This window comes from Pseudomonas sp. MF08831, from assembly GCF_059862645.1.
In genome coordinates this window covers 148,203-164,488 of sequence record NZ_JCBCUX010000011.1, presented here as the reverse complement: position 1 = coordinate 164,488, position 16,286 = coordinate 148,203, and the positions used below count along the sequence as shown (strand labels likewise).

At 61.6% G+C, this 16,286-nt stretch carries 14 protein-coding genes; 11 read left to right on the top strand and 3 right to left on the bottom strand.

The features are described from left to right. Nucleotides 1-497: 497 nt before the first annotated feature. Nucleotides 498-1,163, bottom strand: a complete 666-nt coding sequence (locus AC19YS_RS22070) for a response regulator (RefSeq protein ID WP_119735995.1) — start codon at nt 1,161-1,163, stop codon at nt 498-500. Continuing rightward, on the bottom strand, nt 1,138-4,521 hold the full coding sequence (locus tag AC19YS_RS22065) for an ATP-binding protein (RefSeq protein WP_500602664.1): 3,384 nt from the start codon (nt 4,519-4,521) through the stop codon (nt 1,138-1,140). The genes AC19YS_RS22070 and AC19YS_RS22065 overlap by 26 nt, the downstream gene beginning before the upstream one ends. Nucleotides 4,522-4,831: 310 nt before the next feature. Here AC19YS_RS22065 and urtA point away from each other — a divergent pair, with 310 nt between their 5' ends. The 11 genes from urtA to AC19YS_RS22010 all read left to right on the top strand — a co-directional run bounded on the left by urtA (nt 4,832) and on the right by AC19YS_RS22010 (nt 15,604). Then, entirely contained in the window at nt 4,832-6,040 is a 1,209-nt protein-coding gene (gene urtA, locus AC19YS_RS22060; RefSeq protein WP_106579708.1) for an urea ABC transporter substrate-binding protein, read from the top strand. 178 nt (nt 6,041-6,218) lie between these two features. Continuing rightward, nucleotides 6,219-7,136: an urea ABC transporter permease subunit UrtB gene (gene urtB / locus AC19YS_RS22055; protein ID WP_500602663.1), complete on the top strand. Its 918-nt coding sequence runs from the start codon at nt 6,219-6,221 to the stop codon at nt 7,134-7,136. Between the two features lie 10 nt (nt 7,137-7,146). Then, on the top strand, nt 7,147-8,310 hold the full coding sequence (urtC, locus tag AC19YS_RS22050) for an urea ABC transporter permease subunit UrtC (protein WP_200623722.1): 1,164 nt from the start codon (nt 7,147-7,149) through the stop codon (nt 8,308-8,310). Beyond that, on the top strand, nt 8,307-9,065 hold the full coding sequence (urtD, locus tag AC19YS_RS22045; RefSeq protein ID WP_106579710.1) for an urea ABC transporter ATP-binding protein UrtD: 759 nt from the start codon (nt 8,307-8,309) through the stop codon (nt 9,063-9,065). Before urtC ends, urtD begins: the two co-directional genes overlap by 4 nt. A 10-nt stretch (nt 9,066-9,075) precedes the next feature. Then, a complete protein-coding gene (urtE, locus tag AC19YS_RS22040; RefSeq protein WP_119735988.1) occupies nt 9,076-9,765 on the top strand; it encodes an urea ABC transporter ATP-binding subunit UrtE in 690 nt (229 codons plus the stop codon). Nucleotides 9,766-9,984: 219 nt separating this feature from the next. Further along, complete coding sequence (fmdA, locus tag AC19YS_RS22035) at nt 9,985-11,214, top strand: formamidase (protein ID WP_106579713.1); 1,230 nt, start codon at nt 9,985-9,987, stop codon at nt 11,212-11,214. A gap of 2 nt (nt 11,215-11,216) precedes the next feature. Next, entirely contained in the window at nt 11,217-11,564 is a 348-nt protein-coding gene (locus AC19YS_RS22030) for an FmdB family zinc ribbon protein (protein ID WP_200623723.1), read from the top strand. Between the two features lie 15 nt (nt 11,565-11,579). Further along, entirely contained in the window at nt 11,580-12,623 is a 1,044-nt protein-coding gene (locus AC19YS_RS22025; RefSeq protein ID WP_106579715.1) for an aliphatic amidase, read from the top strand. A 3-nt stretch (nt 12,624-12,626) separates the two neighbouring features. Next, on the top strand, nt 12,627-13,583 hold the full coding sequence (locus tag AC19YS_RS22020) for an AAA family ATPase (protein WP_200623724.1): 957 nt from the start codon (nt 12,627-12,629) through the stop codon (nt 13,581-13,583). 67 nt (nt 13,584-13,650) lie between these two features. After that, nucleotides 13,651-14,223: a DUF2239 family protein gene (locus AC19YS_RS22015; protein WP_200623725.1), complete on the top strand. Its 573-nt coding sequence runs from the start codon at nt 13,651-13,653 to the stop codon at nt 14,221-14,223. 25 nt (nt 14,224-14,248) lie between these two features. Next, the gene (locus AC19YS_RS22010; RefSeq protein ID WP_106579718.1) at nt 14,249-15,604 is read left to right on the top strand and encodes an MATE family efflux transporter; all 1,356 of its coding nucleotides are present in this window, start codon (nt 14,249-14,251) and stop codon (nt 15,602-15,604) included. Here AC19YS_RS22010 and AC19YS_RS22005 read toward each other — a convergent pair. Beyond that, nucleotides 15,588-16,187: a TetR/AcrR family transcriptional regulator gene (locus AC19YS_RS22005; RefSeq protein WP_200623726.1), complete on the bottom strand. Its 600-nt coding sequence runs from the start codon at nt 16,185-16,187 to the stop codon at nt 15,588-15,590. The genes AC19YS_RS22010 and AC19YS_RS22005 overlap by 17 nt on opposite strands. Nucleotides 16,188-16,286: the final 99 nt, after the last annotated feature.

Genomic DNA, 16,286 nt, shown 5'->3' with positions numbered 1-16,286 from the left:
CTGAGTGGTAAAAGCAAAAGCACAGCAACAGCACAGCAACGCGCTTCTATCTGATGCACAGAGCTCCAAATGTGGGAGCGGGCTTGCTCGCGAAGGCGGTGTGTCAGTCAGCTCATGTGTCACTGACCCAACGCCTTCGCGAGCAAGCCCGCTCCCACAATTTGACCGAGTGCAGCCTCCACCACCGCAGTGCTTTTGCTGTTCTGTGGGAGCTGGCTTGCCTGCGATGCAGACAACTCGGTGTATCAGTAAGACCCAGTCGATGCCTTCGCGAGCAAGCCCGCTCCCACAAGTTGACCGAGTGCAGCCTCCACCACCGCAGTGCTTTTGCTTTTCTGTGGGAGCTGGCTTGCCTGCGATGCAGACACCTCGGTGTATCAGGCATAACCAGTCGATGCCTTCGCAGGCAAGCCAGCTCCCACATTGACCGAGTACAGCTGAGAGATCAGCACAGTCTCTACGTGATGTACTGAGGTCCACACAAGCCCCACACCCATTCAGATGGCGGCCAACGCTACTGAGGTGGCGGCTGTTCGAGTCTCCACGCCGAGCTTCACATACACATGCTCCAAATGCTTGTTCACCGTCCTGGGGCTCAACCCCAGGATGTCGCCGATATCCCGATTGGTTTTGCCACACGCTACCCAACGCAGCACTTCCACCTCACGCTCGGTCAGTTGAAATCGGGCGGATAACAGTCGTTGCGCCGGGGCGTCCTCCAGGGTCAGCATGCTCGGCTGCGTCGCGGCACGCGCCGAGAGCAGGATCCGTGATGTACGCAAATGCGCTGCTACCCGCGCCAATACCTCATCCGTCTGGATCGGCTTGGTCACGTAATCGCTGCCACCCACCTCAAACCCCTGCACCACGTGCTTGCTGTCGGTCAGCCCGGTCATGAACACCACCGGGATGTCTGCGCTGGCCGGTTGGGCCTTGAGCCGACGGCAGGTTTCGAAACCGTCCAGCCCGGGCATCATCGCGTCCAGCAGGATCAGGTCCGGGCGCCGGCGTTGCACGCGGTTCAACGCGCTGAGGCCGTCCAGTGCCACCAGCACCATGTAGCCGGCGTCATCAAGGGCGTCGGAGAGCATGGCGAGGTTGTCCGGGGTGTCATCGACGATCAGCACCACGCCAGGTTCAGTGCTGCGGGTGAGCGCATTCATCTTCGGCCTCCTTTAAGGTTCGGTTGAGTTCATCCAGGCGGAACCCCTTGAGCAGCCCGCGCACTTTGGCGATGAAAGGCGCGGCGTCCGGGCGATGTTCCAGGATGGTGTCGAGTTTTTCGTGCAAGCCGCGCACGTAGCCGATGGCGCTGAGTTCGGCGAGGGCGGCGAGGTCTTCAGGGCTGGGCAATACGCTGGGCGGTGCAGGCGGCGTGGACGTTCGGGTACGCCGCAACCATTGCAGGTCCAAGTGCTGTTGCAGGCACCCGAGCAGTTCCGGGGTGCGCACCGGTTTGGCCAGGTAATCGTTGCAGGCGGCGGCGATGCTGCGTTCGCGGTCGTCGGTAAAGGCGTTGGCCGAGATCACGATGATCGGCGCGCTGGACAGCGCATTGCGGCGGATCAAGCGGCTGGTTTCCCAGCCATCCAGAGTTGGCATCGACAGGTCCATCAGGATCAGGTCCGGCGCCAGCAGCGCCACCTGGCGGATCGCGTCCTGGCCATTGCTGGCCTGGATCACTTCAAACCCCAGCGGTGTGAGCATGCCACTGAGCACCTTGCGATGGTCCACATGGTCGTCCACCACCAGGATGCGCCGGCGCACACCGTGATAACCGATGATGTCGTGCTCCACGTGCACCACCGCCTGCGGCGCGCGCACTTGCGAGAGGAACAGCCGCACCTGGAAACACGTGCCTTTGTCCAGCTCACTGGTGACGCGCAATTCGCCGCCCATCAGCGAGGTGAGCATGCGCGTGATGGTCAGCCCCAGGCCCACGCCCTTGTCCTGGCGCATCAGATCGCCGCGCTCGAATGGCTGGAAAATCCGCTCGATCTGCCCAGGGTCGATGCCGATCCCGGTGTCGATGATTTCAAAGTTGGCGGTCTCGCGCCGATAACTGACCCGCAGGCAGACCTCGCCGCTGTCGGTGAAATTCACCGCGTTGCCGAGCAGGTTGATCAGGATCTGGCGCACGCGCTTTTCATCGCCACGCACCACGGCCGGGATCTTGCCCACGCAGTCCAGGCGAAAGCGCAGGCCCTTGTCCTGGGCTTGTGGGGTGAACATCTGTTCCAGGTCGTGGATCAACTCGGGAAAGGGGATTTCCGTGAGTTCCAGGCGCAGTTTGCCAGCCTCGATCTTGGCCACGTCGAGCAGGCCATCGATCAGCGACAGCAGGTGCGAGCCGCTGCGCAGGATAGTCGCCAGCGCGTCCTGATGCTGCTCGGGCATGGCGTTGTCGCGCTGCAGGATCTGGGTGAAACCAAGGATGCTGTTCAGCGGCGTGCGCAGCTCGTGAGACAGCCCGGTGACGTAACGGCTTTTGGCGGCGTTCGCGGCTTCGGAGGCCTCTTTGGCGTGTTGTAGGGCTTGGTCGGTGAGGCTGTGGGCGTCGATTTCCTGCATTAAAAGCAGGGTCTGGCGGTCGGATTCTTCCTGGGCGACACGCCGGCTTTCGCGGGTCAGCACTACCCACCAGGCGAGCACGGCGGCCAATACCGATAGGGTGAGGAACGCCTTGAAAAACGCCTGATACAAGGTCTCCGAATGCGGCAACCCTTGGGCGGCCTGTACGTAGATCAGCGCCAGCGCGCCGGCGAGCAGCAGCACCAGCACCAGCAACAACCCCAGGTAGTGCGCCAGCCGCGTATGCAGGCGCGGCATCAGGGTGGTGGGCAGCAGCCAGCGCAATACGCCTTCGAACTGCGTGACCAGGCGCGCATGAGGTTTGCACCGGTCACCGCAACGCGCATCCAGCGAGCAGCACAGCGAACAGATGGGCGTGCTGTAGGCCGGACAAAACGCCATATCGGCGGTTTCGAACGGGTTGCTGCACAGCCCACACACCGCGTGGGTGGCGGGGGCCACCGGGTGAATCAGGGTCACGTCGCTGGTACGCGCGATGTAGTACTTGCCTTGGGTCAGCCAGGCCAACAGCGGCGCCATGATCAGCGCCGTGCCCAGCGCGACGAAGGGCGGCGCGGCCTGGGCGAGGGCGCCGAACAGGCCGAAGTGGGCGAGGATCGACAGCAGCGAGGCAATCAGCATCGAGCCGACGCCCACCGGGTTGATGTCGTAAAGGTGCGCGCGCTTGAACTCGATGTGTTTGGGCGACAGGCCCAGCGGCTTATTGATCACCAGGTCGGCCACCAGCGTGCCGATCCAGGCAATCGCGATGTTGGCGTAGAGCCCCAGCACCTGGTCGATCACATCGAATACGCCCAGCTCCATCAGCATCAGCGCGATGGCCACGTTGAACACCAGCCACACCACGCGGCCGGGGTGGCTGTGGGTCACGCGGGCGAAAAAGTTCGACCAAGCCAGGGAGCCGGCGTAGGCGTTGGTCAGGTTGATTTTCATCTGTGAGATGAACACGAACAGCACCATCGCGCCGAGCGCCCATTCCGGCGAGCTGAATACGTAGCGGAACGCGACGAGGTACATCTGAGTCGGCTCGGCAGCGCGTTCCATGGAGATTTCATGTTGCAGGGCGAGAAACGCCAGAAACGCCCCGGCGAACATTTTCAACGCGCCGGGAATGATCCAGCCGGGCCCGGCGCAGAGCAGGGCGGCCCACCAGCGTTTGCGGTTGGCGGCGGTCTTTTCCGGCAGGAAGCGCAGGTAGTCGACCTGTTCGCCGATCTGCGTGACCAGCGACAGCGCCACGGTGCAGGCGGCGCAGAACGACAGCAAATTAAAACCGCCGCCATCGCCACTGCGTCCGACAAAGCTGGTCCAGTCGCTGAAGGCGTCAGGGTTTTTCCACCAGACAAAGCCGTATGGCAGCACCAGCAACAGCAGCCAGAGCGGTTGCGTCCACAATTGCAGGCGGCTGATCAGGGTTACGCCGTAGGCCACCAGCGGAATCACCATCAATGAGCAGATCACATAGGCGATGGCCAGCGGAATGTGGAAATACAGCTCCAGGGCCAGGGCCATGATTGCCGCTTCCAGCGCGAAGAACAGGAACGTGAAGCTGGCATAAATCAACGAGGTGATGGTCGAGCCGATGTAGCCAAAGCCGGCGCCGCGGGTCAGCAGGTCCATGTCCACGCCGTAACGGGCGGCGTAATAGCTGATGGGCAGGCCGGTGAGGAAGATCACCAGGCTGATCGCCAGGATCGCCCAGAAGGTGTTGGTGAAGCCATAGCTCAAGGCGAGCACGCCGCCGATGGCTTCCAGCGCCAAAAAGGACACGGCGCCCAGGGCAGTGTTGGCGATGCGCAGTTCCGACCACTTGCGAAAGGATTTGGGCGTGTAGCGCAGGGCATAGTCTTCCATGGTCTCGTCGGCGACCCAGGTGTTGTAGTCGCGGCGGATCTTGACGATGCGCTGGGTGCCGGAGGAAGGGTGCACGGTGGTTAACTCCAGAGGAGGGCGAGGTTGGCGAGCAAGTTCCATGCCCTCAAGTGCGCTGAAATGCAAATGTGGGAGGGGGCTTGCCCCCGATCGCGGTGGGCCAATGGCAAATGCACTGACTGCCAGGCCGCTATCGGGGGCAAGCCCCTCTCAGAGTTGATCTCCAGTGTCAGGGCGGGCGTGATCCTGCGCCGAAATGGTGCGCAACGGCATACGTCAAATGACGTACAGGGTTACGTCAGGCTGCGTATACCCGCGATGGCCGGCTGCCGCCATGCTGACCCCCTCATTGCAGAGGAGTCGCCCCATGGCACCACGATTGATCCGCTCCACACCGCTGTTGGCCTTGTCTTTACTGGCGGCCGCTCTGTTCAGCCAGGGCGTGCTGGCCGATAACGAAGGCCTGGCCGTGACCCCGACCGAAGTCACCGTCGGCCAGTTGCACTCGGCCACCGGTACCATGGCGATTTCCGAAACCGGCTCGATCCAGGCCGAGCGCCTGGCCATCGAACAGATCAACGCTTCGGGCGGGATCCTGGGACGCCAGATCAAAGTAATCCAGGAAGACGGTGCCTCCGACTGGCCGACCTTTGCCGAAAAAGCCAAGAAGCTGCTGGTCAACGACAAGGTCGCCGCCGTGTTCGGCTGCTGGACGTCGGCTTCACGCAAAGCCGTGCTGCCGATCTTCGAGAAAGAAAACGGCTTGCTCTATTACCCGACCTTCTATGAAGGCCTGGAACAGTCGAAAAACGTGATCTACACCGGCCAGGAAGCCACCCAGCAGATCCTCGCCAGCCTCGACTGGATTGCCAAGACCAAGGGCGCCAAGACCTTCTACCTGGTCGGCTCGGACTACATCTGGCCACGCACCTCGATGAAGATCGCGCGCAAGCACATTGAAAACGTGCTGCACGGCACGGTGGTTGGCGAAGACTACTACCCGCTGGGCAACACTCAGTTCGGCTCGTTGATCAACAAGGTCAAACTGAAGAAGCCGGACGTGGTGTTTGCGGCCGTGGTCGGCGGCTCCAACGTGGCGTTCTACAAACAACTCAATGCGGCGGGGGTGAATTCGTCCAAACAAACCCTGCTGACCCTGTCGGTCACCGAAGACGAGTTGCTCGGCATCGGCGGCGAAAACATGGCCGGTTTCTACGCCTCGATGAAGTATTTCCAGAGCCTGGACAACCCGAACAACAAAGCCTTCGTCGAAGCCTTCAAGGCCAAGTACGGCAAGGACGCGGTGATCGGCGATGTGACCCAGGCGGCGTACCTCGGCCCTTGGTTGTGGAAAGCAGCGGTGGAAAAGGCCGGCAGTTTCGACGTGGATAAAGTCGTGGCGGCAAGCCCTGGCATCGAGCTGAAAAACGCGCCGGAAGGCTACGTGAAGATCCACGAGAACCATCACCTGTGGAGCAAGTCGCGTATCGGCGAAGTGCAGCCTGACGGCCAGTTCAAGGTGATCTACGAGTCGGATCTGATCGAGCCGAATCCTTTCCCCAAGGGCTATCAGTAAGTTTTAGGCACACATAGATCCAACTGTGGGAACTGGCTTTGTGTGGGAGCTGGCTTGCCTGCGATGGCATCACCTCGGTGTAACTGAAAGACCGAGTCGCCAGCATCGCAGGCAAGCCAGCTCTCACATAAATCAACAGCAGATTGCATTTCAACCTCCCGCTCAGGAGACCATCATCATGGAATGGCTATCGGAATTTGGAGCCATCGCGGCGATGCAGGGGTTCAACGGTTTGTCCGTATTCTGCGTGCTGTTGCTGATGGCATTGGGGCTGGCGATCATCTTTGGCCAGATGGGCGTGATCAACATGGCGCACGGGGAGTTCCTGACCATTGGCGCCTACACCACCTACGTGTGCTCCAGCCTCACCGCGCACTTTGCGCCAAGTTTTCAACCCTATTACTTCTTCGTTGCCATTGCCCTGTCATTCCTCGTCGCCGGTGCCGTCGGCTGGCTGGTGGAGTGGGCGATGATCAGCCGGTTGTACAAGCGCCCGCTGGACACCTTGCTTGCCACCTGGGGGTTGTCCCTGGTGATGCAGCAAACCTTTCGTTCGGTGTTCGGCGCCCGTGAAGTCAGCGCCGAACCGCCGGCCTGGCTGATGGGCTCGGTGAATTTCACCGATGCCATCGAAATCCCGCGCAACGGCCTGTTCATGATGGGCCTGACCCTGCTGCTGACCGCCGCGATCTTCCTGATGCTGTACCGCTCGCGGTGGGGCCTGCAGGTGCGCGCCACCGTGCAGAACCGTCTCATGAGTCGCGCGGTGGGGATCAATACGCGCAAGGTCGACCGCATGACCTTCGCCCTCGGCTGCGGCGTCGCCGGTGTCGCGGGCGCAGCATTTACCACCATCGGCTCCACCGGGCCGACGGCGGGTTCGCAGTACATCGTCGACACCTTCCTGGTGGTGGTGTTTGGCGGTGCGCAGAGCCTGTTCGGCACCATCGCCTCGGCGTTCGTGATCGCCCAGACCCAATCGCTGTCGGAGTTTTTCCTCAGTGGCTCGATGGCCAAGGTACTCACGTTGTCCTCGGTAATTCTGATCCTGATGCTGCGCCCGCAAGGGTTGTTCTCCATCAAAGTGCGCAAGTAGAGGCGAGCAGATGAAGGCCTTAGACAAGCTGCTGGGCGGCCAGCAAAACCTGATCGGTATCGTGTTGTTGGCGTTGCTGGTGCTGGTGGTGTTTCCCCTGACGTTGGACGCGTTCCGCCTGAACATGGTCGGCAAATACCTGACCTACGCGTTCGTCGCCGTGGGCCTGGTGCTGTGCTGGGGCTATGGCGGCATTCTCAGCCTGGGGCAGGGTGTGTTCTTCGGCGTCGGCGGTTACTGCATGGCGATGTTCCTCAAGCTGGAAGCCTCCGACCCCGAGAGCACCAAGATCCAATCCACACCGGGCATTCCGGACTTCATGGACTGGAACCAGATCACCGAACTGCCCTGGCTGTGGCAGCCGTTTCACAGTTTCAGCTTCACGCTGGTGGCGGTGATCGCGGTGCCGGTGCTGCTGGCATTTATCATCGGCATAGCGCTGTTCAAACGGCGCGTGGGCGATGTGTATTTCTCCATCGTCACGCAGGCGATTGCGCTGATCCTTACCGTGCTGATCGTCGGCCAGCAAGGGTTGACCGGTGGCGTCAACGGCATCACCGACCTCAAGACCCTGCTGGGCTGGGACCTGCGCACCGACAGCGCGAAAATGATCCTGTATTTCATCAACGCCGGCCTGCTGTTCGGCTGCATCTTTATCGGCCGTTTTATCCTCGCGTCCAAGCTGGGCCGGCTGCTGATGGCGATGCGCGACAAAGAAGAGCGCGTGCGGTTTTCCGGCTATGACGTGGCCAGTTTCAAGATCTTCGTGTTCTGCGTGGCCGCCGCGTTTTCGGCGATTGGCGGGGCGATGTTCGCCTTGCAGGTGGGCTTTATGTCGCCGTCGTTCGTGGGCATCGTGCCGTCGATCGAAATGGTGATTTTCGCCGCGGTGGGCGGGCGCATGTCGCTGCTTGGCGCGGTGTATGGCGCGCTGCTGGTGAACTACGGCAAGACGTATTTTTCAGAGTCCTTTCCTGAGTTATGGCTGTACCTGATGGGCGGGCTGTTCATCGCCGTGGTCATGTACTTCCCCAATGGCCTGGCCGGGTTGTGGGACAGCCACGGTCGCCAGGCATTGGCCAAGCTGCTGCGGCGCAAACCCGTGGCGGCGCCCCCGGTGAGTCCGGCAATTAAACCCAACGCCAAAAGCAACATCCTGGAGACCCAGCCATGACCGCCGTCGGCTTTGAAATGAAAAAACCGGTGCTGGCCATCGAAGGCCTCACCGTGTCGTTCGACGGCTTCAAGGCGGTCGACAACCTCAACCTGTACATCGACCGCAATGAAGTGCGCGTGGTGATCGGCCCCAATGGCGCCGGCAAGACCACGGTGCTCGACCTGATCTGCGGCAAGACCCGCGCTACCAGCGGCAGCATCCAGTTCGACGGTCAGGAACTGACCAGGATGCGCGAGTACAACATCGTGCGCGCCGGCGTGGGCCGCAAATTCCAGAACCCGTCGATCTACGAAAACCTCACGGTGTTTGAAAACCTCGAGATGTCTTACCCCGCCGGGCGCAAGGTGTGGGGCGCGCTGTTTTTCAAGCGCAGCGCTCAGGTGATTGCGCGGGTGGAAGAAGTGGCGCGGGAAATCTTCCTCGGTGATTTGCTGCAGCAACAGGCCGACCTGCTGTCCCACGGGCAAAAGCAGTGGCTGGAAATCGGCATGCTGCTGATGCAGGACCCGGAGTTGCTGATGCTGGATGAACCGGTGGCGGGCATGAGCGTCAACGAGCGCACGCAAACTGCCGAGTTGCTCAACCGCATCAGCCAGGGCCGCTCGGTGCTGGTGATTGAGCACGACATGGAGTTCGTCAAAAGCATCGCTCACAAGGTCACGGTGCTGCACCAGGGCAAGGTGCTGGCCGAGGGCAGCATGGAGTCGGTGCAAAGCAACCCTAAAGTTATCGAAGTGTATTTGGGCCACTGAGGAAACCGGCATGTTCAAGATCGACCAGTTGTCCTGTGGTTACGGGCAGAGCCAGATCCTCCACGATCTGCACCTGAATGTGGCCAAGCGCGAGATCGTCGCGGTGATGGGTCGCAATGGCATGGGCAAGACCACGCTGTTCAAGAGCCTGATGGGCATTTTGCCGCAGTGGCAAGGCTTGGTCAGTGTGGACGGGCACGATGTGTCGGCGCTGGAGACCCATGAGCGGGTGGCGCGCGGGATTGCGTATGTGCCCCAGGGCCGCATGATTTTTCCGAGCATGACGGTGCTGGAAAATATCCAGACCGGGTTGCCGGCGTCGGCCCGCGGCAAGGTGCCGGAGGACTTGTATGCGCTGTTTCCGGTGCTGCATGACATGCAGTCGCGCAAGGGCGGCAACCTGTCCGGTGGGCAGCAACAGCAACTGGCGATTGCGCGGGCGCTGGCGACCAACCCCAAGGTGTTGTTGCTCGACGAGCCGACGGAGGGCATCCAGCCGTCGATCATCAAGGACATTGCGCGCACGCTCAAAGAGATTCGCAACCTGCGCGATTTGACCATCGTGGTGTCCGAGCAAGTGCTGTCGTTCACCCTGGAGATTGCCGACCGCTTTCTAGTGATCGAGAAGGGCCGGTTTGTGATTGAAGAGACTCGGGATCGGGTGGATGAGGCGACCATAAGCCGCTACCTGTCCGTCTAAGACAACACAGTTCTAATGTGGGAGCGGGCTTGCTCGCGAATGCGGTGTACCAGTCGACTTATCTGTTAACTGACACACCGCTTTCGCGAGCAAGCCCGCTCCCACCGTTGTTTTGTGTCTGCTCTGAAAATCTCATACGTCATCCAACGTATTTCCCGTTTTCCCTGGCTCCCCGAGACTGGATTCCACGCACCAGACCATCCGCCCAGGAGCCAGTCCATGACCGAAACGCTGATCAAAGTCGACCTCAACCAGCCCGTCACTGAAAACGAAAATATCCATAACCGCTGGCACCCGGATATCCCGATGGCGTGCTGGGTGAAGCCCGGCGATGACTTCATTCTGGAAACCTACGACTGGACTGCCGGCGCGATCAAGAACAATGACGATGCCAGTGATGTGCGCGACGTGGACCTGTCCACCGTGCATTACCTGTCAGGCCCGGTGGGTGTGCACGGCGCCGAACCGGGTGATTTGCTGGTGGTGGACTTGCTCGATATCGGCGCCAAGGCTGACTCGCAGTGGGGCTTCAACGGCTTCTTTTCGCGGCAGAACGGCGGCGGTTTTCTCACCGATCATTTCCCCAGCGCCCAGAAAGCCATCTGGGATTTCAAAGGCATGTTCACCCGTTCGCGGCACATTCCGGGGGTTAACTTTGCCGGCCTGATCCACCCCGGCCTGATCGGCTGCCTGCCCGACCCGGTGATGCTCGCCGACTGGAACCGCCGCGAGCAGGAACTGATCGACACCAACCCGACCCGCGTGCCGCCGCTGGCCAATGCGCCATTGGCCGCCACTGCACACATGGGCAAGCTCAAGGGCCAGGCCCGTGACGACGCGGCTGCGACCGGCGCACGCACGGTGCCGCCGCGTGAGCATGGCGGCAACTGCGATATCAAGGACCTGTCGCGCGGTTCGAAGATTTTCTTCCCGGTCTATGTCAACGGCGCCGGGCTGTCGGTGGGCGACCTGCACTTCAGCCAGGGCGACGGCGAAATCACCTTTTGCGGCGCCATCGAAATGGCCGGCTGGGTGCACATGAAAGTCGAGCTGATCAAGGGCGGCATGGCCAAGTACGGGATCAAGAACCCGGTGTTCAAGCCCAGCCCGATCACGCCCAACTACAAGAACTACCTGATCTTCGAAGGCATTTCGGTGGACGAACAGGGCCAGCAGCACTACCTGGACGTCAACGTCGCCTACCGCCAGGCCTGCCTGAATGCGATCAACTACCTGACCAAATTCGGCTACTCGCCGGCCCAGGGTTATGCCTTGCTCGGCTCGGCGCCGGTGCAGGGGCATATCAGCGGCGTGGTGGACATTCCGAATGCCTGCGCGACCTTGTGGCTGCCGACGGAAATCTTCGAGTTCGACATCAACCCCAACGCCAACGGCCCCACCAAGTTCCTCGACGGCAGCATCGACCTGCCCATTGCCCCGGACCTGTAGCCATGCCGACCTACGAATATGCCTGTGCCACCTGCGGCACGTTCACGATGCTGCGGCCCATCGCCCAGCGCAACGAACCCAGCCAATGCCCGTACTGCGAAGGGCCGGGCGGGCAGCTCAGGGTCTCGGCCCCGGCCTTGCAAACGCTGTCGGCCAACCAGCGCAAGGCGATCGCCGGCAACGAGCGCAGCGCCCATGCGCCGCAAACCGTCGGCGAATACCAGGAAGGCCGCAAACATCCGGCCGGTTGCAGTTGCTGCGGCACCAGCAAGAAAGTCGAACCGAGCAAGGCCAACCCCTTGGGCCTCAAGACCAGGACCGGGCCTCGGCCGTGGATGATCAGTCACTAGACCAGGAGCGTTGTTATGCGTCATGGCGACATTTCCAGCAGCCCGGACACCGTCGGTGTCGCGGTGGTGAACTACAAGATGCCGCGCCTGCATTCCAAGGCCGAAGTCATCGACAACGCGAAGAAGATTGCCGAGATTATTCTCGGCATGAAGCAGGGCCTGCCCGGCATGGACCTGGTGGTGTTCCCCGAATACAGCACCATGGGCATCATGTACGACCACGACGAGATGATGGCCACGGCCGCGAGCATTCCCGGCGAAGAGACGGCGATCTTCTCGGCCGCGTGCCGTCAAGCCAACACCTGGGGCGTATTTTCCCTGACCGGCGAGCGCCACGAGGAGCACCCGCACAAGGCGCCCTACAACACGCTGGTGTTGATCAATAACCTTGGCGAAATCGTGCAGCGCTACCGCAAGTGCATTCCCTGGTGCCCGATCGAAGGCTGGTATCCGGGCGATCGCACCTATGTGTGCGACGGGCCCAAGGGCATGCAGATCAGCCTGATCATCTGCGATGACGGTAACTATCCGGAAATCTGGCGCGACTGCGCCATGAAGGGCGCCGAGTTGATCGTGCGTTGCCAGGGCTATATGTACCCGGCCAAGGAGCAGCAGGTGCAGATGTCCAAGAGCATGGCTTGGGCGAATAACTGCTATGTGGCGGTGGCGAATGCGGCGGGGTTCGACGGGGTGTATTCGTACTTCGGTCACTCGGCGATCATCGGCTTTGACGGGCGCACCTTGGGCGAGTGCGGCGAGGAAGAGATGGGTATTCAGTACGCGCAACTGTCGGTGTCGCAGATTCGCGATGCGCGGGCCAACGACCAGTCGCAGAACCACCTGTTCAAGTTGCTGCACCGTGGCTACACCGGCATGCATGCCTCGGGCGATGGCGACAAGGGCGTGGCGGACTGCCCGTTCGAGTTCTACCGCACCTGGGTGCTGGACGCGCAAAAGGCTCAGGAAAATGTCGAGAAAATCACCCGCAGCACCGTGGGTGTCGCCGAGTGCCCGGTGGGGCAACTGCCCCATGGCGGTAAAGAAAAAACAGCGGAGTAGGGCATGCGGTTTACCTTTGACCCGGCGCAGGTGATGGCGCTGTTGCGCAGCCGCATCGTTGGCCAGGACGCGGCGTTGGCGCAGGTGGAGCGGCTGCTCAAGGTGGTCAAGGCCGATATCGGCGAGCGCGATCGGCCATTGAGCGTCAACCTGTTCATGGGCCCGACGGGCGTGGGCAAAACCGAAATCGTGCGCCTGCTGGCCCAGGCGCTGCATGGCCGGGCCGACGGGTTTTGCCGCATCGACATGCACACCCTGGCCCAGGAGCATTACGCCGCCGCACTGACCGGCGCGCCGCCGGGGTACGTGGGCAGCAAGGAAGGCATCAGCCTGTTCAACAGCGAATTGATCCAGGGCAGCTACAGCCGCCCTGGCATCGTGTTGTTCGATGAGCTGGAAAAAGCCAGCCAGGAGGTGGTGCGCAGCCTGCTGGGCATTCTTGAAAACGGCCAACTGACCCTGGCGGGTGGCACGCGCACCTTGGATTTTCGTAACAGCCTGATTTTCATGACCAGCAACATCGGCGCGCACCAGGCGCGTCGTCATCGCCAACGCTTCACTCAGGGCTGGCGGCGGCTGCTACGGGTGTTTGTAAGAAGCGAAGCGGCGGTGTTGGAGGAGGCGTTGCATGGGCATTTCGAGCCGGAGTTTCTCAACCGCATCGATCGTATCCTGATGTTCGAACCTCTCGACAGGCACTGGCTTGATGCGCTACTGGACGTGGAGCTGGAGAAGCTCAATCAGCGTCTGGCGGCGCACCAGCGCTCATTAAGCGTGGATGCGTCGGCGCGGGCATGGTTGTGTCGTCAGCACGACGCTCGGTTTGGCGCGCGTGCGCTGGGCCGCCGCGTGCGGGTGGAGCTGGAACCGGCGATTGCGGAGTGCTTGCTGCGCGATCCTGCTGTGCAAGGGATGCGGGTAACGGTGCGGGGTGAACAATTGGATGTTTCGAGACAATAGCCTTGCATGTCGACCCATTACGGCTAATATAATCCGGGTAAAACAAATAACATCCGGGTAATAAGCCATGCCAACGCAACACACGCCTCTGTGCACTGCCTTCTTGCGTCACCAACGGGTGGCGGCCGGCGCCTATTCGGCGGTGGCCGAAACCCTGGCGGGGCTGGACCTGACCGCCGGCACCTTTCTGGTCTTTGATGACGCCACCGGCGCCCAAGTCGATTACCCATGGCCAGGCGGTTATGCGCCCGAGCAACCCGCAGACACGTCACTCGACGAAGAGCTTCGGGCAGCCCCTACGGTGGGCCGCCCGAAGCTGGGTGTGGTCGCGCGGGAAGTCACGCTGCTGCCGCGCCATTGGGAATGGCTGGGCCAACAACCCGGCGGCGCCTCGGCGGCCTTGCGCCGGTTGGTGGATGAAGCGCGAAATGCCAGCGCTGGCCGTGATCAGGCGCGCCAGGCCAAGGAAGCCAGCTATCGTTTCATGAGCGCCATCGGCGGCGACCTGCCTGGGTTTGAAGACGCTTCGCGGGCATTGTTCGCTGAAGATGCGGCGGCCTTCGCCAGCAAGATCGGGCACTGGCCAAAGGATGTGCAGACGTACCTGGCCTGGCTGTCGCGCAATGCTTTCCCCGTCTAACAATAATTCCGGGACTCGAACGACCATGGAAGTCACTCAGCAACGGCCGTTGTGGCAGATCTACCTGATTTTTTTGGCACCGATGGTGCTGTCCAATTTTCTGCAAAGCTTTTCCGGCACCCTCAATGGCATCTATGTCGGGCAAATGCTCGGCACCCAGGCACTGGCGGCGGTGTCGGGGATGTTTCCCATCGTGTTTTTCTTTATTGCCCTGGTGATCGGCCTGGGGGCGGGCGCTTCGGTGCTGATCGGCCAGGCCTGGGGCGCGCAGGAAACCGGGATGGTGAAGGTGATCACCGGTGCGACGCTGACCCTTGGCGCGCTGGTCGGCCTGATCGCGGCGGTGCTCGGCAGCCTGTTCGCGCGCCCGGCGTTGCAGGGGTTGGGCACCCCGGTGGATGTGCTCGACGATGCCGTGGGTTATGCCCAGGCGATGATGCTGATCATGCCGTTACTGTTGGTCTTCATCCTCTACACCCAGTTGCTGCGCGGCGTGAGTGACACGGTCTCGCCGCTGCTGGCGCTGATGGTCTCGACCCTGGTCGGCCTGTTGCTGACGCCGGCGCTGATTCGCGGCTGGATCGGCCTGCCGCCCATGGGCATCCAGAGCGCGGTGTACGCGGGCCTGGTCGGTAACGCCTTGGCGATGCTGTTCTTGATCTTGCGCCTGCGCCACAAAAACCATGTGATGGCGCCGGACCGTGAGTTGCTGGCTGCGTTGCGCCTGGACCGGGCGATCCTCGGCAAAGTGCTGCGCATCGGCTTGCCGACGGGCTTGCAGATGGTGGTGCTGTCGCTGTCCGAATTGGTCATCCTGGCGCTGGTCAACAGCCACGGCTCCCAGGCCACAGCGGCGTACGGCGCGGTGACGCAGATCGTCAATTACGTGCAGTTCCCGGCGCTGTCGATTGCAATCACCGCCTCGATCCTCGGGGCCCAGGCGATCGGTGCCGGGCGCCTGGAGCGAATCGGGCCGATCCTGCGCACCGGCCTGCTGATCAACACCTGCCTGACGGGTGGATTGATTGTGCTCGGTTACCTGTTGTCGCACTGGCTGTTGGGGCTGTTCATCACCGACGACGCGGCGCGGCTCAATGCCGAGCACTTGCTGCACATTATGCTCTGGAGCGTTTTGGTCTTCGGCTTCCAGGCGGTAGTGGGCGGGATCATGCGCGCCAGCGGCGTGGTGCTGATGCCGGTCGCCATCTCGATTTTCTGCGTACTGTGCGTTGAGCTGCCGATGGCGTATTTGCTCAATGCGCACTTCGGCCTGGAAGGGGTGTGGATGGCGTTTCCGGTGACCTACCTGGCGATGCTGGCGCTGCAGACTGCGTATTACCGGCTGGTGTGGCGGCACAAGCAGATCAAGCGGCTGGTGTAGCGCGGGCTTGTTGCTTCAACCCGCGCAGCAGTAATTCCAGACCTTGCAAACCTTGCTCCAAGCGATCGCCCGGGTGTTCATCGCGGGCGATCCACAGCGCGGTGTTGACCAGGCTGCCATTGATCAACTGCGCCAGTGCGACGCTGGGGCCTTGTTCGATGGCTCCGGCCTGCATCAAGTCCTCAAGCAACTGGCCCAGCGACGCGACGCAGTGATGCTGCGACCCGGTATCGCCAAGCACGGCCGGCGCATCCTGCAATACGATGCGTTGGATTTCGTCGTCCTGGGCCATGCGCAAATACGTTCGGCAGCGTTCGCGAAACCCTTCCCACGGGTCCTGGGCCTGATCGGTGATGTGCTGCAGTCGCGCGTCCATTTCGCTGTCGAGTTGGGCGACCACGGCGGCCAATAGGCCTTTCTTGTCACCAAAGTGATGGTACAACGCACCACGGGTCAGGCCGGCGCGTGCAGTGAAGTCGTCCATCGACGTGTTGGCATAGCCCTGTGTGGCGAAGGCTTGGCGGGCGCTGGCGATCAGGCGGGCGCGGGTTTCTTCGATCATTTCGGCACGGGCTCGGCTCATGGGTAGGGCTCGCGAAGGTGTTTGAGAGATTGACATACGCTGCGTATGTTACGCATGATTTGCCACATACGCACCGTATGTATTTTGCCTTGATGACTG